The organism is Phreatobacter sp. AB_2022a, assembly GCF_026847585.1.
Taxonomy (GTDB): Bacteria; Pseudomonadota; Alphaproteobacteria; order Rhizobiales; family Phreatobacteraceae; genus Phreatobacter.
The window spans coordinates 35,278-55,756 of sequence record NZ_JAPSET010000026.1 but is presented as its reverse complement, the minus strand read 5'-3'; the positions used below and the strand labels follow the sequence as shown (position 1 = coordinate 55,756).

Annotated in this window: 19 protein-coding genes; 17 read left to right on the top strand and 2 right to left on the bottom strand. The window is 68.6% G+C overall.

Going from position 1 to position 20,479, the window contains the following annotated elements; all coding sequences use genetic code 11:
- Positions 1–10 precede the first annotated feature (10 nt).
- The 9 genes from hutH (at position 11) to OZ671_RS18905 (ending at position 9,645) form a co-directional block, all read left to right on the top strand.
- Positions 11–1,567 (top strand): histidine ammonia-lyase, encoded by a 1,557-nt coding sequence (hutH, locus tag OZ671_RS18945; RefSeq protein ID WP_268862190.1) that lies wholly within the window; start codon positions 11–13, stop codon positions 1,565–1,567.
- Positions 1,568–1,601: 34 nt separating this feature from the next.
- Positions 1,602–2,210, top strand: a complete 609-nt coding sequence (locus OZ671_RS18940; RefSeq protein ID WP_268862189.1) for a carboxymuconolactone decarboxylase family protein — start codon at positions 1,602–1,604, stop codon at positions 2,208–2,210.
- Positions 2,203–3,309 carry a pyridoxal phosphate-dependent aminotransferase gene (locus tag OZ671_RS18935; protein WP_268862188.1) on the top strand — a complete coding sequence of 369 codons (1,107 nt, stop codon included), beginning with the start codon at positions 2,203–2,205 and terminating at the stop codon, positions 3,307–3,309. Before OZ671_RS18940 ends, OZ671_RS18935 begins: the two co-directional genes overlap by 8 nt.
- Positions 3,306–4,712, top strand: a complete 1,407-nt coding sequence (locus tag OZ671_RS18930; protein ID WP_268862187.1) for an FAD-binding oxidoreductase — start codon at positions 3,306–3,308, stop codon at positions 4,710–4,712. The genes OZ671_RS18935 and OZ671_RS18930 overlap by 4 nt, the downstream gene beginning before the upstream one ends.
- A 241-nt stretch (positions 4,713–4,953) precedes the next feature.
- Positions 4,954–6,174 (top strand): NAD(P)/FAD-dependent oxidoreductase, encoded by a 1,221-nt coding sequence (locus OZ671_RS18925; RefSeq protein WP_268862186.1) that lies wholly within the window; start codon positions 4,954–4,956, stop codon positions 6,172–6,174.
- A 98-nt stretch (positions 6,175–6,272) separates the two neighbouring features.
- The gene (locus OZ671_RS18920; protein WP_268862185.1) at positions 6,273–7,550 is read left to right on the top strand and encodes an aromatic ring-hydroxylating oxygenase subunit alpha; all 1,278 of its coding nucleotides are present in this window, start codon (positions 6,273–6,275) and stop codon (positions 7,548–7,550) included.
- A 3-nt stretch (positions 7,551–7,553) separates the two neighbouring features.
- Positions 7,554–8,045 carry an aromatic-ring-hydroxylating dioxygenase subunit beta gene (locus tag OZ671_RS18915; RefSeq protein WP_268862184.1) on the top strand — a complete coding sequence of 164 codons (492 nt, stop codon included), beginning with the start codon at positions 7,554–7,556 and terminating at the stop codon, positions 8,043–8,045.
- A 15-nt stretch (positions 8,046–8,060) separates the two neighbouring features.
- Positions 8,061–8,894, top strand: coding sequence for an enoyl-CoA hydratase/isomerase family protein (locus tag OZ671_RS18910; protein WP_268862183.1), 834 nt, complete (start codon positions 8,061–8,063; stop codon positions 8,892–8,894).
- Between the two features lie 4 nt (positions 8,895–8,898).
- Positions 8,899–9,645 (top strand): SDR family NAD(P)-dependent oxidoreductase, encoded by a 747-nt coding sequence (locus tag OZ671_RS18905; RefSeq protein WP_268862182.1) that lies wholly within the window; start codon positions 8,899–8,901, stop codon positions 9,643–9,645.
- Here OZ671_RS18905 and OZ671_RS18900 read toward each other — a convergent pair whose 3' ends face one another.
- Positions 9,646–10,548 (bottom strand): alpha/beta hydrolase, encoded by a 903-nt coding sequence (locus tag OZ671_RS18900; protein WP_268862181.1) that lies wholly within the window; start codon positions 10,546–10,548, stop codon positions 9,646–9,648.
- 194 nt (positions 10,549–10,742) lie between these two features.
- On the opposite strand from OZ671_RS18900, the gene OZ671_RS18895 reads away from it, so the two are divergent.
- Positions 10,743–11,492: an NAD(P)H-dependent oxidoreductase gene (locus OZ671_RS18895; RefSeq protein WP_268862180.1), complete on the top strand. Its 750-nt coding sequence runs from the start codon at positions 10,743–10,745 to the stop codon at positions 11,490–11,492.
- A gap of 39 nt (positions 11,493–11,531) precedes the next feature.
- On the opposite strand, the gene OZ671_RS18890 is transcribed toward OZ671_RS18895, so the two are convergent.
- A complete protein-coding gene (locus OZ671_RS18890) occupies positions 11,532–12,125 on the bottom strand; it encodes a TetR/AcrR family transcriptional regulator (RefSeq protein WP_038301876.1) in 594 nt (197 codons plus the stop codon).
- A 330-nt stretch (positions 12,126–12,455) separates the two neighbouring features.
- On the opposite strand from OZ671_RS18890, the gene OZ671_RS18885 reads away from it, so the two are divergent.
- The 7 genes from OZ671_RS18885 to OZ671_RS18855 are packed head-to-tail and all read left to right on the top strand — an operon-like array spanning position 12,456 to position 20,479.
- Complete coding sequence (locus tag OZ671_RS18885; RefSeq protein ID WP_268862179.1) at positions 12,456–13,757, top strand: phytoene desaturase family protein; 1,302 nt, start codon at positions 12,456–12,458, stop codon at positions 13,755–13,757.
- A complete protein-coding gene (locus tag OZ671_RS18880; protein WP_268862232.1) occupies positions 13,757–14,602 on the top strand; it encodes an ABC transporter ATP-binding protein in 846 nt (281 codons plus the stop codon). The genes OZ671_RS18885 and OZ671_RS18880 overlap by 1 nt, the downstream gene beginning before the upstream one ends.
- Positions 14,599–15,411, top strand: coding sequence for an ABC transporter ATP-binding protein (locus OZ671_RS18875; RefSeq protein ID WP_268862178.1), 813 nt, complete (start codon positions 14,599–14,601; stop codon positions 15,409–15,411). Before OZ671_RS18880 ends, OZ671_RS18875 begins: the two co-directional genes overlap by 4 nt.
- 5 nt (positions 15,412–15,416) lie before the next feature.
- The gene (locus OZ671_RS18870) at positions 15,417–17,351 is read left to right on the top strand and encodes an AMP-dependent synthetase/ligase (RefSeq protein WP_268862177.1); all 1,935 of its coding nucleotides are present in this window, start codon (positions 15,417–15,419) and stop codon (positions 17,349–17,351) included.
- A complete protein-coding gene (locus OZ671_RS18865) occupies positions 17,348–18,220 on the top strand; it encodes a branched-chain amino acid ABC transporter permease (RefSeq protein WP_268862176.1) in 873 nt (290 codons plus the stop codon). Before OZ671_RS18870 ends, OZ671_RS18865 begins: the two co-directional genes overlap by 4 nt.
- Entirely contained in the window at positions 18,220–19,266 is a 1,047-nt protein-coding gene (locus tag OZ671_RS18860; RefSeq protein ID WP_268862175.1) for a branched-chain amino acid ABC transporter permease, read from the top strand. Before OZ671_RS18865 ends, OZ671_RS18860 begins: the two co-directional genes overlap by 1 nt.
- 55 nt (positions 19,267–19,321) lie before the next feature.
- On the top strand, positions 19,322–20,479 hold the full coding sequence (locus OZ671_RS18855) for an ABC transporter substrate-binding protein (RefSeq protein ID WP_268862174.1): 1,158 nt from the start codon (positions 19,322–19,324) through the stop codon (positions 20,477–20,479).

The window sequence follows — 20,479 nt, the reverse complement described above, 5'->3', positions numbered from 1 at the left end:
GGAATAAGACATGGAACAGCAATCCAGCCGGACGGCGGATCTGACGATCGAGCCGGGCGCGGTGCCGCTCGACATCTGGCGGCGCATTCTGAAGGCGCCCTGCACGGTGCGTCTTTCCGCTGGCGCCCGCGCGACCGTCGAGGCCTCGCACGCGGCGATCCTGGACCTCATCGGCGCGGGCCGGCCGATCTATGCGGTCAATACCGGCTTCGGCAAGCTCGCGGCGGTGCGCATCGCCGACGACCAGCTCGAAGACCTGCAGCGCAACTTGATCTTCTCCCACAGCGCCGGTACCGGCGAACCCTTGAGCGACGACCTCGTGCGCCTCATCCTGGTGATGAAGGCGACCGCGCTCGCGCAGGGCCATTCCGGCGTGCGCTGGCAGGTGGTGGAGGCGCTCCTCGCGCTCGCCAATGCTGGCGTCTATCCCTGCATTCCCGCCAAGGGGTCGGTCGGCGCCTCCGGCGATCTCGCGCCGCTGTCGCACATGGCGGCGGCGCTGATGGGCATGGGCGAGGTCAGGTTCGAGGGCAGGCTGCTTCCGGCTGCGGAAGGGCTGCGCCATGCGGGCTTGAGCCCCATGCGCTTCGGGCCGAAGGAAGGCGTCGCGCTGATCAACGGCACGCAGGTCTCGACCGCCCTCGCGCTGGCCGGCCTGTTCGCGGCCGAGGACCTGCTGCGCAGCGGCCTCGTCGCCGGCGCGCTGTCGCTCGAAGCCTGCCGCGGCAACGACACGCCTTTCGACGCCCGCATCCAGGCGGTGCGCCGCCATCCCGGCCAGCAGGACGTCGCGGCGGTCTATCGCAGGCTCGTCGCCGACAGCGCGATCCGCGAGGCGCACCGGGCGCAGCTGAAGGTGCAGGACCCCTATTGCATGCGCTGCCAGCCGCAGGTGATGGGCGCGTGCCTCGACAGCCTGCGTCATGCCGCGACCGTGCTCGAGATCGAGGCCAATGCGGTGAGCGACAATCCGGTGGTGTTTCCGGCCGAGCGCGAAGTGCTCTCGGGCGGCAACTTCCATGCCGAGCCGGTGGCCTTCGCGGCCGACATCATCGCACTCGCGGTCTGCGAGATCGGCTCCCTGTCCGAGCGCCGGCAGGCCATGCTGCTCGACGTATCGCTGTCCGGCCTGCCGGCTTTCCTGGTCGAGAATTCGGGCCTGAATTCGGGCTTCATGATCGCCCAGGTCACGGCCGCCGCGCTGACCAGCGAGAACAAGATGCTCGCCCATCCGGCTTCCGTCGATTCGATCCCGACCTCGGCCAACCAGGAAGACCATGTCTCCATGGCCTGCCACGGCGCCTATCGCCTGGCGCAGATGACCGAGAACCTCAATGGCATCCTGGCGCTGGAATGGCTGGCCGCCGCGCAGGGCGTCGAGTTCCATCGCCCGCTCGAACCCGCGCCCGCGCTGGGCGCGGCGATCGGCCGGCTCCGGCGCGAGGTCGCGCGGCTCGACCAGGACCGCTATTTCGCGCCCGACATCGCCGCGGCGAAACGGCTGATCGCGGCGGGGGCGCTGTCCGATCTTGCCGGCACGCCGCTGATCCGGACGGCTCTGGCCTGACGGCTGCGGGCGACCTCGAGGGACATTCAGGACCATGTGGATCAGGCACATCCCCTATGGCGAGGCCGAAGGCCGGCTGAAGACGCTGTATGACCGGGTCAAGGGCCCGGACGACAATGTCGACAACATCATGCTGGCGCACAGCCTGCGACCGCACAGCATGGAGGGCCACATGGCCCTCTACAAATACGTGCTGCACCACGCCTCCAACACCACGCCCAAATGGTTCCTGGAGACGATCGGCGTGCTGGTCAGCAGCCTCAATGCCTGCGACTATTGCGTCGAGCATCATTTCGCCGGCCTGAAGCGGCTGCTGCGCGACGACGACCGCGCGGCGGCGATCCGCCGCGCTCTTGCGGCGGGCGCCTATGACGAAACCTTCACCGCCGCCGAGGCTGCGGGCCTGCGCTATGCCGAGACGCTGACGCTGCGTCCACGCGAGCGGGAGACGGTGAAGGCTTGCGTCGAGGCGATGCGCAGCCATGGCGTCGACGACGGCCGCATCCTCGAGATCAATCAGGTCGCCGCCTATTTCAACTATGCCAACCGCACGGTGACGGGGCTCGGCATCACCACCGACGGCGACATTCTCGGCCTCTCCCCGAACAACAGCAACGATCCGAACGACTGGTCCCATGCCTAAATCAACGGCTGACGAAGTGATCGTGCCGCGCATCCGCCGGCTGGCGATCGTGCCGCCCGCGGCGACCCCGCCCGACCGCGGCGAGAGCCTGCCGGTGCGCAGCCTCCATCTCAACGAGGCGCCGTTTCCGCCGGCCCCCGCGGTGATCGCGGCGATGCAGCAGGCCGCGGCCGGGCTCAACCGCTATCCCGACCACGATGGCGCCGAGCTGATCGCCGAGCTTGCCCGGCGCACCGGCGCGCCCGCCGAGACGATCGTCATCGGTTCGGGCTCGAACGAACTGCTCTATGCCAGTGCCGACATCGCGCTCGACCCGGGCGACGAGGCGGTGGCGCCGGTGCCCGGCTTTCCGACCTATGCCAAGACCATCAGCCTGCGCGGCGCGACCCATGTCGGCGCGCCGGTCCGTGCCGACGGCGTCGTCGACGTGGCGGCGACGCTGGCGGCCGTCACCGACAGGACGCGGCTGGTCTTCGTGGCGACGCCGCACAATCCGACCGGCGGCCTGATGGGCGCAGGCGAGATCGAGCATCTGGTGCGGGCCCTGCCGGATCATCTGCTCCTGCATTTCGACGAGGCCTATTACGAGTTCGGCCGGCATGCCGGCGCGGCTGAAAGCCTGCCGCTGATCGCCCGCCGGCGAGGCCCGTGGATCGTCACGCGCAGCTTCTCCAAGGCCTATGGCCTGGCCGGCGCGCGCGTCGGCTATGGCATCACCTCGGACCGGGCGCTCGCCGACGCCTACCGCAAGATCCGTGTCAATTTCAGCGTCAATGCGGTGGCGCTCGCCGCCGCGCGTACCGCGCTCGGCGAGACCGATCACCTTGCCCGCCTGCTCGACCATACCGCGGCGGAGCGGCAGCGGCTGAGCCGCGGCCTTGCCGAGCTCGGCCTCAAGCCGCTGCCGAGCGCCGCCAATTTCGTCAGCGTGCTGACGCCCGCGCCGGCAAGGCTCGCGGCGGCGCTGGCGGAGCGCAACGTCTTCGTGCTGCCCTTCCCCTGGCCGGGGACCGAGGGGGCGCTGCGCATCACGATCGGCAGTCAGGCGGATACCGATGCCGTGCTGAACGGCCTGCGCGACGCCTTGGCATCGCGATGACGGCGGGCCTCAAGGCCCGGCTGCGCGCGCTCGTCGGCGAGACCGGCCTCGTCGACACGGCGGCCGATGTCGCCGGCTATCGCGGCGATCTCGCGCTGACGACGCAGGGAGAGATCGTCTGCATCGTGCGGCCGCGTACCGCGGCGGAGACCGCGGCCGTCGTCAGGGCCTGCGCGGAAGCGGGCATCGCCATGGTGCCCCGCGGCGGCGGCACCGGACTTGCGGGCGGCGCGGCGCCGCCGTCCGACCGTCCGGCCGTGGTCGTGTCCTTCGAGCGGATGCGGGCCATCCGCAGCATCGATCCGGTCGGCGACATCATGATCGTCGAGGCCGGCTGCACGCTCCACGATGCGCGCGAAGCCGCCGCTGCGGCGGACCGGCTGATCGGGCTCGACCATGGCGGGCTCTCCAGCCAGATCGGCGGCAATCTCTCGACCAATGCCGGCGGCAACAATGTGCTGCGCTACGGCATGGCGCGCGAGCAGGTGCTGGGCCTGGAGGCGGTGCTCGCCGATGGCGAGGTGCTCAGCCAGCTCGCACCGCTGCGCAAGAACAATGCCGGCTACGACCTGAAGCAGCTCTTGCTCGGCGCCGAGGGCACGCTCGGCCTGATCACCGCCGCGGCGCTGAAGCTGAGGCCCCGGCCGGCCGTGCGCGTCACTGCCTGTCTCGGCCTTGCGACGCTCGACGCCGTGCTCACCCTGTTCACCCGGGCCCGCGCCGGCTTCGGCGAGGCCGTCACGGCCTTCGAGCTGATCCCGCGCGCGGGGCTCGACCTGCATTTTTCCCATATCGGCAGCAGGCGCGAGCCGTTTCCGACCGAAACGCCCTGGGCCGTGCTGATCGAGGCGGACAGCGCCAGCCCCCATTTCGACCTTGCCGGCGCGATGGAGGCCTTTTCGTCGTCGGCGATCGAGGACGGGATCGCCCAGGACGGCACGATCGCCGCCTCGGAGGCGCAGCGGCAGGCCCTGTGGACGATCCGCGAGGGCATTGCCCTCGCCATGATCGAGACGCCGGGCAGCCTGAAGAACGATGTCGCCGTGCCGGTGCCGGCGATCGGGACCTTCGTCGTCCGGTCGGCCGCGGCGGTCGCGGCGCTGGCGCCGGGCTGCCGTCCCGTGCCCTTCGGCCATGTCGGCGACGGCAACATCCACTTCAACGTCCTGCCGCCGGAAGGCATGCCGGCCGCGGCCTTCAAGGCGCGCTGGGCCGACCTCACGCAAGCGATCGAAACGGTTGCGCTCGGCCTCGGCGGCACGGTCAGCGCGGAGCACGGCATCGGCGCGATCAAGCGGGCGGCGCTCCGGCGCATGCGCAGCACGGCCGAGCTCGACGCGATGCGGCGGCTGAAGGCGGCCTTCGATCCGCAAGGCCTGCTCAATCCGGGCAAGATCCTCTAAGGCGCGATCAGTCCCGGCCGGTCCGCGCCCCAGCGCCGGCCGGCCCTGGTTCGAGGCTCTGCGCCGCGCTTCCTGCGCAGCCGAACTGCCACGACTCCTTCTCTGGCGGTTCCAGCCGCGCACGCTCGACCGCCGAAGAGCCTGTCGGCCGCTTCGGCTTGACGCGCGTCGGCTAATAAAATAAACCGGACATATGTCTTATTAATTGCCGTAGATCAAAGCAGGCCGGGAAGGGGGTGTCATGACCGGCAGGGCCATCATCGTCGGAGCAGGCCAGGCGGGCAGCGAATGCGCCCTGCGGCTGCGCGCGCTCGGTTTTGCCGGCGAGGTGATGCTGTTCGGCGACGAGGCCTTCCCGCCCTATCAGCGGCCGCCCCTGTCGAAAGGCTTTCTCGCCGGTGAGCTCGCGGCCGAGCGGCTGTTCCTGCGCGGGGAGGCGCAATATCGCGAGGTCGGCATCGGCCTGCACCTGGCGACGGCCATAGGAGCGCTCGACACCGGCGCGCGGACCATCACGACCACCGACGGCACGACGCATCGCTTTTCCCATCTGGTGCTGGCGACCGGCGCCCGTCCGCGCCGCCTGGACCTGCCCGGGGCCGGGCTCGCCGGCATCCATCATCTGCGCGGGATCGCCGATGTCGAGCGGCTGCGGCCCGGCATCCGCCCGGGCGCGCGCCTCGTCATCCTCGGCGCGGGCTATGTCGGGCTCGAAGTCGCTGCCATCGCGGTCAAGCTCGGTCTGGCCGTGACGGTGCTGGAGGCCGCCGAGCGGGTCCTCGCGCGGGTGACCAGTCCCATCGTTTCGGCCTTCTATGCCGATGTGCATCGTGCCGCGGGCGTCGATTTGCGCCTCGGCGCCCGCCCGGTCGCCTTTCAGGGCAACGGACAGGTCACCGGCGTGCGGCTCGCCGACGGCGCGGTCATTGCCTGTGACAACGTCCTGGTCGGCATCGGCGCCGTGCCGAACACGGAGCTCGCCGCAGGCGCGGGGCTCGCCGTCGAGGACGGCATCCTGGTCGATGCGGCCATGCGCGCGAGCGCATCCGGCGTCTATGCGATCGGTGACTGCGCGCGCGCCGTCAGCCCCTTCGCCGGCGAGCGGGTGCGGCTCGAATCCGTGCCGAACGCGCTGGAACAGGCCCGCATCGCCGCCGGAACCATTTGCGGCGGCGCGCCCGGGGCGCCCGAACCGCCCTGGTTCTGGTCCGACCAGTTCGACCTGAAGCTGCAGACGGTCGGGCTCGGAGCCGGCAGGCATGACGAGATCGTGCTGCGCGGCGCGCCCGACAGCCGAGCCTTCTCGGTCTTCTATCTCAGGGAGCGCGAGCTGGTCGGGCTCGACGCGGTGAACAGCCCGGTCGCCTTCAATGTCGGCAAGCGGCTGGTCGGCCGCGGCATCAAGCTCGATCCCGGCGAGCTCGGCGATGCCGGCTTCCCGCTCAAGTCGCTGCTGAACTAGCCGAGTGGCGGAGTGGCGCGGCTTCATTTGTCTTGTTATAAACCGAACGACCGTTTTAATTATTGCCGCAACCGCGGCGCCACCCACAGGGTCGAGACATGTCCATTGAGACGGCACCGATGACGTCAGGCGCGCCGGCGCGCCGATGGGATGAGCTGATCGAGCCGGACCGCGTGCACGGTTCGCTTTATGCGGACGAAGCCATCTTCCGCGAGGAGCTGGAGAAGATCTGGTTTCGCGGCTGGGTCTATGTCGGGCATGTCAGCGAGGTGCCGGAGATCAACGACTATGTGACCAAGTCGATCGGGCCCATGCCGGTGCTGATGGTGCGCGACCGGACGGGTGCCATCAACCTCCTGCTCAACCGCTGTCCGCATCGCGGCAACCAGGTTTGCGCCATCGAGCGCGGCAACCGGGCAAGCTTCACCTGCCCCTACCATTCCTGGACCTTCTCCAACGACGGCCGGCTGATGGGCTATGCCTATCCCGACGGCTACGAGGGCGTCGACAAATCGGCCCTCGGCCTCGGCCGCGTCGCCCGAACCGGCATCTACAAGGGTTTCGTGTTCGGCTCGATGGCGGCCGACGGGCCGAGCCTCGAGGAGCATCTCGGCGGCGCGCGCGAGGCGATCGATATCCTCGTCAGCAATTCGCCCGAGGGCGAGGTGGAGATCACCGCCGGCTTCCTCAAGCACAAGGCCAAGGCGAACTGGAAGTTCATCCTGGAGAACGAGGTGGACGGCTATCATCCCGCCTTCGTGCACACCTCCATCTTCCAGGTGGCGGAAAGCGGGATCGGCAATCTCTACGGCCCGGACTCGACCGCGGTGACGCGCGACTTCGGCAACGGCCACACGGAGGTCGACCTGCGTCCCGAATTCCGGCGCATCGGCCAGCCGCTCGGCTGGTTCGGCACGAACGAGAAGCGGCTGCCCGACTATGTCGCGCGCATGAATGCCGCCTACGGCAATGACAGGGCGCGCGAGATCATGATCGCCGGCACGCCGCACACCATGATCTTCCCGAACCTGTTCATCGCCGAGATCCAGCTCTTCGTGCTCCAGCCGATGGCGGTCGACGAGACGATCCAGCATGTCACGGCGCTGCAGTTCAAGGGCGCGCCCGACCTCAACCGGCGCATGCGCCAGCAGACCATGGGATCGGTCGGGCCGGCGGGCCTGCTGCTTGCCGACGACACCGAAATGTACGAGCGCAACCAGCGCGGCCTCGCCGCACGCAACCCGGAATGGCTCTACCTGAAGCGCGGCCGCCACCGGGAGAGGCATGACGAGCAGGGCTATCTGATCGGCCACTCGACCGATGAGGTGCCCTCGCGCGGCATCTGGCGCCACTACCGTTCGCTGATGGAGGCGTGAGTCATGGCCGCAGACGCCGACAAGACCGAGCTGATGCACGAGGTCACCCAGTTCATCCATCGCGAGGCCCGCCTGCAGGACGCCCACGAATATGACGACTGGGAGGCCCTGTGGACCGACGACGCGGTCTACTGGGTGCCGGCCAATGGCGAGGACATCGATCCCGAGCGCGAAATGTCGATCATCTACGACAACCGGTCGCGCATCGCGCTCAGGATCAAGCAGTTGCATACCGGCAAGCGCCATTCGCAGACGCCACGCTCGCGGCTCGCCCGCGTCGTCTCGAACATCGAGCTGCTGGACAGCGGGGCGGCGGAGATCCGGGTCGCCGCCAATGCCATGGTGTTCGAATCCAACATGCGCGGCGAGACGCTGTGGGCGACCCGCAACGAATATACGCTGCGCCGGATCGACGGCGCCCTGCGGATGGCGCGCAAGAAGGTGGTCCTGGTCAACAACGACAAGGCCCTGTTCACCCTGTCCTTCCTGATCTGAGCCGTGGGGTCCGTGATGACTGACGATATGGCCAACGAGGCGCCCCGCAAAACCCTGATCGGCGAAGGGCCGGTGCTGCTCGATCTGGCCGGCGGCATCGCCCGTCTGCGGCTCAATCGGCCGGACGCTTCCAACGGGGTCAGCATCGCGCTGCTCAAGGCGCTCTACGAGGCGGTCATGGCCTGCCACGGCAATCCGGACATCCGCGTGGTCGTGCTGGCCGGGGAGGGGCCGAATTTCTGCGCCGGCGGCGACGTGCGAGAATTCGCCTCCAAGGGCGAGGCGCTGCCCGACTTCCTGCGCCAGGCGACGAGCTATCTGCAGATCGCCGCCGCCGCCCTGATCCGCCTCGAGGCGCCGGTCATCGCCCGCGTCCAGGGTTTTGCCGCCGGCGGCGCCGGGCTCGGCCTCGTCTGCGCGGCCGATCTCGTGGTCGCCGCCGATACTGCGCGCTTCATGGCCGGCGCGACCCGCGTCGGCATGGCGCCCGACGCCGGCGTTTCCGTGACGCTGCAGCGGCTCGTCGGCTTCCGCCGCGCGGCGGAGATCCTGTTCACCAACCGGATCGTCGGCGCCGAGGAGGCGCTGGCGATCGGCCTCGTCAGCCATGTCGTGCCGGAGGCCGAGCTCGATGGACGCACATTCGCGCTCGCCCGCGAGCTTGCCGCCGGCGCGCCGCGCGCGCTCGCCGCCACCAAGCGGCTCCTGTGGAACGGCGTCGGGCTCGGGGTCGAGGCCTGCCTGCCGGAAGAGGCGCGCACGGTCTCGGAACTCTCGGGAACCGCCGACGCGCGCGAGGGGCTCGCCGCGGTCATCGGCCGGCGCCCGCCGCTTTTCACCGGACGCTGACGCGATGACCGTCGCGGCCTTCGTGGAACGGCTGCGCGGCCAGCGGGCGCTGGTCACCGGCGGCGCCAGGGGCATCGGCGCGGCGATCGGGCGCCGCCTTGCCGCCGAGGGCGCGCAGGTGGTCATCGCCGATCGCGATGGCACGGCAGCGCGAGAGCTCGCCCGCGAGATCGGCGCGGCCGCCATGGTCCTCGACCTCACCGACCTCGACGCCGTCGCCGGGGCGATCGCCACGGCGGATCCGTTCGCCATCCTCGTCAACAATGCCGGCGCCGACCAGCATGCCTTCTTCACCCGGACCGGGCCGGCCGACTGGCGGCGCCTCATCGGGATCAATCTGGAAACGGCTCTCGCCTGCACCCATGCCGTGCTGCCGGCGATGCAGGCGGCCGGCTATGGCAGGATCGTCACCATCGCTTCCGAGGCCGGCCGGCAGGGGTCGAAGGGCGGCGCCGTCTATGCCGCGGCCAAGGGCGGGCTGATCGCGTTCACCAAATCGATCGCCCGCGAGAATGCCCGCTTCGGCATCACCGCCAATGTCGTGGCACCCGGTCCGATCCGCACGCCCATGCTGGACGCGGCGGTGGCCGGCGGCGGCGCGGGCCTGCGCGAGGCGATGGAACGGGCCACCCTGCTCGGACGCCTCGGCGAACCGGACGAGGTCGCCGCGGCGGTCGCCTTCCTCGCCTCGCGCGAGGCGAGCTATGTCACGGGCGAGACGCTCGGCGTTTCCGGCGGCATGGGCTGCTGACTAGGGCGCGGCAAACCGGCCGTGCAGAAAGGCCCCGGCAGCCTCGATCGACGCCTGGGCCTCGGGGATGTCGCCGGCGAAGACCTGGAACTGGTGGATCATCCGGTCCCAGATCGTGAGCTCGACCGCAACCCCCGCCGCGCGGGCCCGGTCGGCGAAGACGCGGGAATCGTCGAGGATCGTCTCGTGGTCGCCGACGTGGATGAGCATCGGGGGCAGGCCTGAGAGATCGGCATGGATGGGAGAGGCGAGCGGATCGCGCGGATCGCCGCCGCGGCCGAGATAGGCGCGTGCCATCAGAAGGATCTTGTCGCGCTGGGTGAGCGTGTCGACGGCCGCGCGCGTCTCGTAGGTCGCGCCGCTCGCCTCCATGTCCGTCCAGGGCGAGAACAGGGCGGCGGCGGCCGGCAGGGCCAATCCTTCGGCGCAGGCCTTGAGCAGAACGGCGACCGCGAGGCCGCCACCGGCCGAGTCGCCGGCAAGCGCAATGCTGCCGGTGGCGAAGCCCTGCTCCAGCAGCCAGCGATAGGCGGCCAGGCCGTCGTCGACCGCGGCCGGGAACCGGTTCTCGGGCGCGAGCCGGTAGTCGATGCCGAGCACGGCCGCGCCCGCCGCGCGCGACAGCCGCCGCATCAGGTCGCGATGCGAGCGCACCGAACCGATCTGATAGCCGCCGCCATGCAGGAACAGGATGGCGCGCCCAGGATCGGCGCCTTCGGCAATGATCCATTCGGCCGGCATGGCGCCGATGGCGAAGGGCCGGCCGGCCTCGACCGCAGGTGCGGCCAGCATGGCCTCGTAGTCGGCGCGCATCTCGGCCATCGTCGTCTCGCGTGACCAGCGGCCGAAGACCGCGGCGATGCGGGACTTCACGCGTTCCACCGGTGCCGTCTCAGCCGTCATCGCCGCATGCTCCCTGTGCCAGGCCGTCGTTCCGGCGTCCAGTCGATGCGATCAAATAAAACCGGACGATTGGATTTCTTATATCGGTTATTTGCGGGCGACGCGAGCCATCCGACATGCCTCATTTGACCGAGTGGCTCGCCTCGGCTCTTCAGATTAAAAACCGGATGATTGGATTTTTATTTGAGGCCACGATGAAGATCCTGCTGGTCTACGCGCATATGGAAGAGCGTTCGTTCAACGCGGCGATGCGGGCGGTTGCGCTGGAGCGGCTGCAGGCGAACGGCCACGAGGTCCAGCTGTCGGACCTGCATGTGATGAATTTCGATCCGGTGCCGCGCGCCGGCGACTTCGCCGCGCCCAGCGATCCCAGCTATATCCGCTACGACATCGAGCAGCGCCATGCGGTGGCGACCGGCGGCCTCAGCGCCGACATCAGGGACGAGCTCGACAAGCTCCTCTGGTGCGACTGCCTGATCCTGCAGTTCCCGCTGTTCTGGTTCTCGCTGCCGGCGATCCTGAAGGGCTGGATCGACCGTGTCTTCGTCAACGGCGTCGTCTATGGCGGCGGCAAATGGTACGACCGCGGCGGGCTCGGCGGCCGGCGCGCCATGCTCGCCTTTTCGACCGGCTGCTTTCCCTCCATGTGCGGCGCCGACGGCATCAACGGCGACATGGACATCATTCTCTGGCCGATCCAGAACGGCGTGCTGCGCTTTGCCGGCATGCAGGTCCTGCCGCCCTTCATCGCCTGGTCGGTGGCCTATCGCGATGCGGCCGGCCGACACCAGGCGCTGGAGGATTATGGCCGCCATCTCGACGGGCTCGAAACGGCGACGCCGCTCGCCTTTCACCACCGCGACGATTTCGGCGCCGACTGGCGCCTGAAGCCGGGAATCGCGCCGAAGGCGGTCGGCCAGGCCGGCGCGAACAGGGACCGGTGAAGCCGCGGATGAAGAGATCCGCGGGTGCCGCCAGGCTGGTCAGGCGCCGGTGAAGCCGCGGATGAAGAGATCCGCGGTCATTTTCGAATAGTCGGCGGGCGAGACCGGACCCTTCGGGTCGTACCAGGTGAAGGTGTAGTTGATGATGCCGAACAGCATCATCGTATAGGCCATCTTGTTGCGCGGGGTCAGCCGGTTGTGGCTGTCGATGCGGATCAGGATGTCGGAAAAATAGCTGGTCAGCTTGCGCTGCTTGGCGACGATCGAGCGCTGCTGCTCCTCGTTCAGCTCGCCGAGGTGGTTGAGCAGGATGACCTGCTCGTTCTGCGAGTCGGCATTGACCAGCACCATGACGTCGATCACCGCCCGGCACTGCTCGAGCGGATCCTGGTGAGCATTGACCGCTTCCTCGAGCTTGGCGGCGAGCTCACTGATGTGGTCCTCGAGAATATGAAGAAGGATATCCTCCTTCGATTCGAAATAATGGTAGAGCGCGCCGCGCGAGGATTCGCAGGCCTCGGCAAGGTCGATGATGGTCGTGCCGGCATAACCCTTCTGCGCGAACAGGCGGGCCGCCTGCTTGAGAATGTTGTCGCGGATCTCCGGATATTTTTCCGACTGGGTGCGCGCCATGCTCCGATGCCTCTGACGACCTTTGTCGTGACATATCCCGAACAAACCGCCCGTTCAACTTATTAAAGGACGGAACCCGGCGCAGTGCGCAGCCACGGCGGGACGTCGGCATGCCCTCCAGCCGCGCCAGAAAGCATCGCCCTTTCGCGATCGCGGCGGCCGTTCGGCGCCAGCCGTCCCTCTGCCTTTCGGGTGAATGCGCAGAAATAAATTGAACGGCTGTCCGGGTTATATTAGGGTCATTCCAACCAAGAACGAGGGCGCCTGCGGGAGCCTCTCGTCCAGGAGCCCGCATACGGGCCGAGCCATGCGGCAATTCGGGAGGATGGCGTGCAGGCAGCGACTTCATTCGACGCGGTAGTGATCGGAGCCGGCGCCGGCGGCTGCTGCGCCGCCGCGCGCCTGGCCCATGCGGGCCTGCGCACGCTCTTGGTCGAGGCCCGCGACGTGCTCGGCGGACGCGCCTCGACCGAGATCATCGACGGCCACAAGGTCAATGTCGGCGCCATCGCGCTGGAGTTCGACGGCGTCTTCGAGGAGACCTTCCGCACTGTCGGCGCCGACCTGCCGATCCGCATGCCGAAACCCGCCAACGCCTTCTATCTCGACCGCAAGGTGGTCGATGTCGGCAAGGGCGGCTGGGGGCTCCTGCTCGGCGGGCTGACCAAGCAGGCCGCGCGCATCCTCGATCAGTTCGCCCAGGCGCGCACCGGCAGCCTGCCGGACGGGCGCCTGTCGACCAAGGACTGGCTGTCCGGCTACACGAAGAACGAGACGGTCCACGCGATCTTCCGCAACCTCTGCGCGGCGATCTTCGCCTGCAATGCCGACGAGCTGCCGGCCCGGGCCTTCCTGACCTATTTCACCGCCAAGGGCGCGTTCAAGAAGTTCGGCTTTCATCCCGACGGCACGATCGGCGCCTGGAAGGCGCTGGCCGGGGCGGTCGAGCGCAATGGCGAGGTCTGGCTCGATGCGCCGGTCGAGCGGATCGAGGTCGCCGACGGCGCGGCCCGGGCCGTCGTCATTCGCCGCGACGGCGAAAGCCTGCGCATTCCGGCGTCGATCGTGATCAGCAATGCCGGTCCCAAGGCGACGGTCGCGCTCGCCGGCGAGGCCGCCTTCCCGGCGGACTATCTGCGCCGGGTGCGCGAGGATCTGAAACCCGCCGCCAACATCGTGTTCAACTTCGCCTCGCGCGAACCGCTCATCGCTGCGCCCGGCATCGTCACCTTCGGCAAGACGCGCCGCCTGTGCAACCTCGCCAACCTGACGGCGACCTGCCCGGAGATCGCGCCATCGGGCTGGCACCAATATGTCGCCTATGCCGTGCCCGTGCCCGCGCTCGGCGATTTCGACGCAGAAGCCGAGACGGCGCTTGCCCATCAGGACCTGCGCGACCAGTTCCCCGGCTTCGACGACAAGGTCAAGATGCTTTCGGTCAGGGTGATGCGCGACGACTGGCCGGCGCAGCGTTCGTGCGCCGGCTACGACCTGCCGCGCGAGACCGGCATCGAGGGCTTGTGGTGCGTCGGCGATGCGGTGAAGGACTATGGCAACGGCGGCACCCAGGCCTGCGCCGAGACCGCCAAGCTCGTCGTCGACGCGATTGTTGCGCGGCGCGGGCAGCCATGATGGCGGACGGACAGACCGGGGCCCGGCAGGTGGCGGGTGGCGCGCCGGGCGCGCTGCTGGAGATCACCAATCTCCAGGTCGTCTATGACGGTGCCATCGAGGCGGTGCGCGACGTCTCGCTGAAGGTGCCGAGCGGCGCGGTCGTCGCGCTGCTCGGCTCGAACGGCGCCGGCAAGTCGACCATCCTGAAGGCCATTTCCGGCCTGCTCGGTGTCGAGGACGGCGAGATCGAGAAGGGCACGCTGAGCTTCGCGGGCCACCCGCTCCATCGGCTCGGGCCCGAGGACATCGTGCGCGCCGGGCTCGTCCAGGTGCCGGAGGGCCGGCGGCTGTTCGCCAATCTGACGGTGGACGAAAACCTGACCATGGGCGGCCACCTGCAATCCGCCGCGGCGGTCCGGACGCGGCGCGACCAGGTGTTCGACCTGTTTCCGCGCGTCGCCGAAAAGCGCGGCGAGATCGCCGGCTATCTCTCCGGCGGCGAGCAGCAGATGGTGGCGGTCGGTCGCGCGCTGATGGCGGCGCCCAAGCTGCTCGCGCTCGACGAGCCCTCGCTCGGCCTCGCGCCGCTCATCATCGACAAGATCTACGAGATCATCGTGCGGCTGCGCGCGGAGATGGGCATGACCATCCTGCTGGTCGAGCAGAGCGCCGCCCATGCGCTCGCCGTCGCCGACTACGGCTACATCCTGCAGAACGGCCGGGTCGTGCTGGACGGCGCGGCCGACCGGCTGGCCGGCAATGCCGAGGTGCAGGAATTCTATCTCGGCTTTGCCGGCGGCGGCGCGCGCCGGAGCTTTCGCGAGGTGAAGCACTACAAGCGGCGCAAGAGGTGGCTGTCGTGACCGATGCCCTCCTGAGGCTCGACGCCGTGTCGAAATCCTTCGGCGGCCTCGCCGCGGTGAGCGATGTCTCCTTCGCCGTGCGGCCGGGCGAGATCTTCTCGGTGATCGGGCCGAACGGCGCCGGCAAGACGACGCTGTTCAACCTGATCTCGGGCGTGCTGCCGGTGACGAGCGGCCGGATCACCATGGCCGGCCGCGACCTTGCCGGCGTCAGGCCGTGGAATTTCGTCACGCTCGGCATCGGCCGCACGTTCCAGAACCTCGCCTTGTTCAAGCACGGCACGGTGGTGGAGAACATTCTCGTCGGCCGTCATCGTCTGATGAAGACCTCGGTGCTGGATGCGGTGTTCCATTACGGCCGCTGCCGCCGGGAGGAGATCGCCGCGCGCCAGCGCGTCGAGGAGATCATCGAGTTCCTCGAGATCGAGGCGATCCGCGACAAGGTGGTGGGCACGCTGTCCTATGGCCAGCAGAAGCGCGTCGAGCTCGGCCGCGCGCTCGCCTCCGAGCCGAAGATCCTGCTGCTCGACGAGATCGTCGCCGGCATGAACCAGGAGGAGACCGAGGACATTGCCCGCTTCATCCTCGACATCCGTGACGAGCTCGGCATCGCCATCCTGCTGATCGAGCACGACATGCATCTCGTCATGGATATTTCCGATCGGATCCATGTCCTGAATTTCGGTCGCAGCGTGACCGAGGGCGCGCCCGCCGAGATCCAGCGCCATGCCGGCGTCGCGGAGGCCTATCTCGGCTCGGGCAGGGCCTTCCACGCCGGACCGGCCGCCGCGGAAAGGCTTGCAGGATGACCGCGATGACGACCATCTCGACCGATGGCGCCGAGCGGCTCGTCGCCGCCCCCCGCGCCGCCTTGTCGGCCGATCACGATCCGTTCCTGCCGGCCCATCTGCGCGCCGGCAACACGACCCTGCCGCGCCTCCTGCGCCGCCATGCGAAGGCGCAAGGCACGACGCTCGCCCTGCGCGAGAAGGAGCACGGCGTCTGGAAACGCTACGACTGGGCGCACTATGACCGGCAGGCGCGGCGCTTCGCGCTGGCGCTGATGTCGTTCGGCCTGAAACGCGGCGACCGCATCGCCATCGCTTCCGAGAACAGCCCGGAATGGTATTATGCCGATCTCGGCGCGGAGATGCTGGGCGTCATTCCGGTCGGCATCTATCCGACCAATCCCTGGCCCGAGCTGCAATATATCGTCGGCCATTGCGGGGCGAAGCTCGTCGTCTGCGGCGACCAGGAGCAGACCGACAAGGTGATCGACGCCAAGGCGAACGGGCCGGGCCTGGCCGAGGTCGGGCTGATCGTCACCGTCGACATGAAGGGCCTGCGCGGCTATCCGGGCGAGAGCCTTGTCGCCTGGGACGCGTTCCTCGCGCGCGGCGACGCCTATCTCGCCGCGCAGCCGCAGGCGGCCCTGGAGCTCGACCGGGCGATCGAGGCGACCGAGCCGGACGACGTCTGCCTGATGGTCTATACGTCGGGCACGACGGGGCCGCCCAAGGGCGCGATGCTCAGCCATCGCAACATCATCTATTCCACCTACAACTACGCGGCGGCCGTCGGCATGACGGGCCGGCGCTACGAGGCGGTCGGCTACCTGCCGCTCTGCCATGCCGCCGAGCGCTGCTATTCGATGGCCATGCAGCTCGTGCTCGGCGGCGTCGTGAACTTTGCCGAAAGCATCGACACGGTCGCCGCCAATGTCCGCGAGATCGCGCCGACCTTCTTCATCGGCGTGCCGCGCATCTGGGAGAAGCTGAAGGAGAATTTCGAGTTCCGCCTCAGCGAGAGCGGCCGGCTGCAGCGCTGGATCGCGCGGCGCGTGCTCGCCACCGGCCGCCGGCTCGACGACCGGCGCCGGCAGAGCGGGCTTTCGGCCGTCGAGCGGCTTCAGGCGCTTGCCTGCCACCTCCTCCTGTTCCGCAACATCCAGCGCCATGTCGGGCTCGACCGCAGCCGGCACCGGCTCTGCGCCGGCGCATCGGTTTCGCCGGAGACGCTGCGCTTCTTCTCGGTCATCGGCCTGCCGGTCTCACAAGGCTATGGCATGACGGAATCCGCCGGCTGCCTGTTCATCCAGACGGGCGCCCATCATGCGCTCGGCGGCTGCGGCCTGCCGATCGCCGATGCCGGCTACCGGATCGCCGAGGACGGCGAGGTGCTGCTGTCGGGCCCCGGCGTCTTCCGCGGCTATTTTCGCGACGAGAAAGCGACCGCGGCGACGATGGACGGCGCCTGGCTGAAGACCGGCGACATCGTCCGCATCCTCGACAATGGCGAGCTCTCGGTGGTCGACCGCAAGAAGGCCATCATCATCACCAGCGGCGGCAAGAACATCGCGCCCTCGGAGATCGAGAACGCGATGAAGGACAGCCCCTTCATCAAGGAGGTCATCGTCGTCGGCGACGGCCGCAAGTTCCTGGCGGCGCTGATCCAGATCGACTTCGACACCGTCGGCCGCTGGGCCAGCGAGAACGGCCTCGCCTATACGACCTACAGGTCGCTCGCCCGGCTGCCGGCGGTGCGCGACCTCGTCCAGGGCATCGTCGACGGCGTCAACGCGCGGTTCGCGCGGGTCGAGAACATCCGGAAGTTCATCATCCTGGAGAAGGAGCTCGATCACGACGACGGCGAGCTGACGGCGACCCAGAAGGTCCGGCGCGCGATCATCGACGCCAAGTTCGCGGCCGAGCTCGAACAGATCTACGGCCCGGCGGGAGGCGCATCATGACCTATCTGACCGAGCTGCTCGCCTCCGGCCTCGCCATCGGCGCGATCTACGGCCTCGTCGCGATGGGCTTTGCGGTCATCTACAAGTCGACCGGCCTCGTCAACTTCGCCCAGGGCGAGATCGCCATGGTCGTCGCCTATGTCGCCTGGACCATTTCGACCGTGGTCTCCGGCAATCCCTTCGTCGTCGCCGTCGGCGCCATCCTGTTCGCCTGCCTGTTCGGCCTTGCCATCGAGCGGCTGGTGATCCGGCCGATGATCGGCGAGCCGGTGTTCTCCACCATCATGGTGACGATCGCGGTTGCGGTGATCCTGCGCTCCAGCATCGTGTTCATCTGGGACGCCGTGCCGCACGGGCTCGATATCGGCGTCGGCAAGGAGATCGTCGAGGTCGCGGGCGCGCGCATGCGCTCGGCCCAGCTCGCGGTCCTGGCCGTGCTGATCGCCGTCATGGCCGGCTTCTGGCTGTTCTTCCGCCATTCGCGTTTCGGCGTCGCCATGCGTGCGGTCGCAAGCGATGATCGCACGGCCATGCTCATGGGCGTCAGCGCCGCCCGGGTGCAGGCGGTCGCCTGGGCTGCGGCCTCGGTCCTCGCCGGCATGGCCGGCGTGTTCTTCGCGCTCATCTACGAGCTCTCGCCCAGCATGTTCGCGCTTGGCCTGAAGGCCTTTCCGGCGACCATTCTCGGCGGCCTCGACGCGGTCATCGGCTCGGCCTTCGGCGGCCTGATCATCGGCGCGGTCGAGAACCTTGCCGGCGGCTACCTGAAGCCGGCCGTCAAGGAGATCGCCGGCTTCGTCATCATCGTCGTCATCCTGATGATCCGTCCCTTCGGACTGTTCGGCGAGAAGAGGATCGAGAGGCTCTGATGCGCAGCGGCACGTTCAAGGAAACCATCGGCGAGCAGATCGACCTGACCGATTCCATGCTGGTCAGGGTCTGGTGCGGCATCGCGGTCGCAGCGCTCGCCCTCGCGCCCTATCTCCTCAACGCCTATCACCTGTCGCTCCTGACCATCATCGCGATCACGGTGGTCGGCACGCTCGGTCTCAACGTGCTGACCGGCTGGACCGGCCTCATCTCGCTCGGCCATGTCGGCTTCATGGTGCTCGGCGCCTACGCCTATGCCATCGCGACCCAGAGCTACGGCCTCGACCCGCTGATCGGGCTCGTTCTCGCCGGCCTGGTGCCGGCGCTCGCCAGCCTCGTCGTCGGCATTCCCTCGCTGCGCCTCACCGGGCTCTACCTCGCCATCACCACGCTCGCCTTCGCCTTCATCGTCAATCACCTGATCCTGGAATTCGATGGGCTGACGCGTGGCGCACGCGGCATCTTCGTCACCCGCCCGACCATTCTCGGCATCTCGTTTGCAAGCGACCAGGCCTTCGCCCATCTCTGCCTCGGCTTCGCCGGCCTGGCGCTGATCGCCGCCTTGAACCTCAGGCGCAGCCGCATCGGCCGCGCCTTCGTCGCGGTGCGCGACAACGATCTCGCCGCGCGCGCCATGGGCATCAATCTGCACGCGACCAAGCTCGTCGCCTTCGCCACCTCGTCCTTCATCATCGGCCTTGCCGGTGCGCTCTACGGCATGTTCCTCAGCTATGTGACGATCGAAGGCTTTCCCTTCCTGCTGTCGATCGAGGCGCTGGCGATCCTGATCGTCGGCGGCATCGGCACGACGCTCGGCGCGGTGCTCGGCACGGTCTTCATCGTGCTGCTGCCGGAACTCTCCGGCAGCCTGTTCGCGCTGATGGGCGAGGAGACGGCACGGGCGCTCTCCACCGGCGCGCACGAGCTGAAGAGCATGCTCTACGGCGTCGCCATCATCCTGTTCCTCAGGTTCCAGCCGCACGGGCTCGCCGGCCTCTGGCGCGACGTCAAACGCCTGTGGGTCCACTGGCCGCTCCGCTACTAGGGCAGCTTCGACAATCGACAAGGGTCGCAAACGACCGCCACCGGGAGGAACCGACATGAGACTGAAGAGGACTTTTGGGGCGGCGCTCGCCGCGCTCGTCATGACCGCAGCGGCCGGCCTTGCCAATCAGGGCGTGACCGACAGCGAGATCGTGCTCGGCGAGGTCGAGCCCCTGTCCGGCCCGCCGGCCCTGCTCGGGGTCGCGCACAATCTCGGCGTCCGCCTCGCCATTGCCGAAGCCAATGCGGCCGGTGGCGTCAACGGCCGGCGCCTGCGCCTGGTCGCCGAGGACGACGGCTATGTCTCGACCCGCACCATCCAGTCGCTGCGCAAGCTCATCGCGGTCGACCGCGTCTTCGCGCTCACCGCCGTGTCCGGTTCCGGCCAGGCGATCGCGGCGCTGCCGGTGCTCGAGCAGTCGGGCATTCCGGCGATGATCCCGATCGGTCCGGTCACGCAGCTCTACGAGCCGCCGCGCCCGAACGTCTTCGTGCTCGGGCAGGCCTATGACGAGGGCGTGCGCCAGCTCGCGCTCTATCTCGCCGACAAATATCCCGGCAAGAAATGGGGCATCGTCACCCAGGACGACGACTATGGCGTCGCCGTGCGCGAGGGCTTCAACCGGGCCCGGCGCGAGAAGAACATGCAGGTCGTGTTCGAATCCGTCTATCGCCGCGGCCAGCAGGACTTCTCCTCGGAAATGCTGCGCGCCAAGGAGGCCGGCGTCGAGGTGTTCATCGCCGGCGGCATCATCAGCGAAAACGTCGCCATGCTGAAGGAGATGGAGAAGCTCGGCATCAAGCCGGTGACCGGCATCTTCTGGCCGGGGCGGGTGGAGGCGGTGCTGAAGCTGATCGGCCCGGCGAGCGACGGCCTCTACGCCGTCGACTATGTCGCGCCGCTGGCGAGCGCCGCCGGCCAGCGCTTCATGGAGCTCGCCCGCAGGCACCTGAACGACCGCGAGGTGCAGCAGATCAACCGCTATACCATGACCGGCTATGCCAGCACGCGCGTGCTGCTCGCGGCGATCCAGCGCTGCGGCCGCCAGCTCACCTGGGCCTGCACCATCGCCGAGCTCGGCAAGACGCGCGAGCTCGACCTCGGCGTGATGGCGCCGGTCAGCTTCGGCGAGCGCGAGCGCTTCTCCAACCAGCGCGTCAACATCATGCGGGCCGATTTCCCGAACCTGACCTTCCGGCCCGTGGGCGAGTAG

Excerpts from the sequence above, each read along its gene's own strand:
- hutH (WP_268862190.1), top strand. The coding sequence starts at position 11 with ATGGAACAGCAATCCAGCCGGACGGCGGATCTGACGATCGAGCCGGGC.
- OZ671_RS18940 (WP_268862189.1), top strand. The coding sequence starts at position 1,602 with ATGTGGATCAGGCACATCCCCTATGGCGAGGCCGAAGGCCGGCTGAAG.
- OZ671_RS18935 (WP_268862188.1), top strand. The coding sequence starts at position 2,203 with ATGCCTAAATCAACGGCTGACGAAGTGATCGTGCCGCGCATCCGCCGG.
- OZ671_RS18930 (WP_268862187.1), top strand. The coding sequence starts at position 3,306 with ATGACGGCGGGCCTCAAGGCCCGGCTGCGCGCGCTCGTCGGCGAGACC.
- OZ671_RS18925 (WP_268862186.1), top strand. The coding sequence starts at position 4,954 with ATGACCGGCAGGGCCATCATCGTCGGAGCAGGCCAGGCGGGCAGCGAA.
- OZ671_RS18920 (WP_268862185.1), top strand. The coding sequence starts at position 6,273 with ATGTCCATTGAGACGGCACCGATGACGTCAGGCGCGCCGGCGCGCCGA.
- OZ671_RS18915 (WP_268862184.1), top strand. The coding sequence starts at position 7,554 with ATGGCCGCAGACGCCGACAAGACCGAGCTGATGCACGAGGTCACCCAG.
- OZ671_RS18910 (WP_268862183.1), top strand. The coding sequence starts at position 8,061 with ATGACTGACGATATGGCCAACGAGGCGCCCCGCAAAACCCTGATCGGC.
- OZ671_RS18905 (WP_268862182.1), top strand. The coding sequence starts at position 8,899 with ATGACCGTCGCGGCCTTCGTGGAACGGCTGCGCGGCCAGCGGGCGCTG.
- OZ671_RS18900 (WP_268862181.1), bottom strand. The coding sequence starts at position 10,548 with ATGACGGCTGAGACGGCACCGGTGGAACGCGTGAAGTCCCGCATCGCC.
- OZ671_RS18895 (WP_268862180.1), top strand. The coding sequence starts at position 10,743 with ATGAAGATCCTGCTGGTCTACGCGCATATGGAAGAGCGTTCGTTCAAC.
- OZ671_RS18890 (WP_038301876.1), bottom strand. The coding sequence starts at position 12,125 with ATGGCGCGCACCCAGTCGGAAAAATATCCGGAGATCCGCGACAACATT.
- OZ671_RS18880 (WP_268862232.1), top strand. The coding sequence starts at position 13,757 with ATGGCGGACGGACAGACCGGGGCCCGGCAGGTGGCGGGTGGCGCGCCG.
- OZ671_RS18870 (WP_268862177.1), top strand. The coding sequence starts at position 15,417 with ATGACGACCATCTCGACCGATGGCGCCGAGCGGCTCGTCGCCGCCCCC.
- OZ671_RS18865 (WP_268862176.1), top strand. The coding sequence starts at position 17,348 with ATGACCTATCTGACCGAGCTGCTCGCCTCCGGCCTCGCCATCGGCGCG.
- OZ671_RS18860 (WP_268862175.1), top strand. The coding sequence starts at position 18,220 with ATGCGCAGCGGCACGTTCAAGGAAACCATCGGCGAGCAGATCGACCTG.
- OZ671_RS18855 (WP_268862174.1), top strand. The coding sequence starts at position 19,322 with ATGAGACTGAAGAGGACTTTTGGGGCGGCGCTCGCCGCGCTCGTCATG.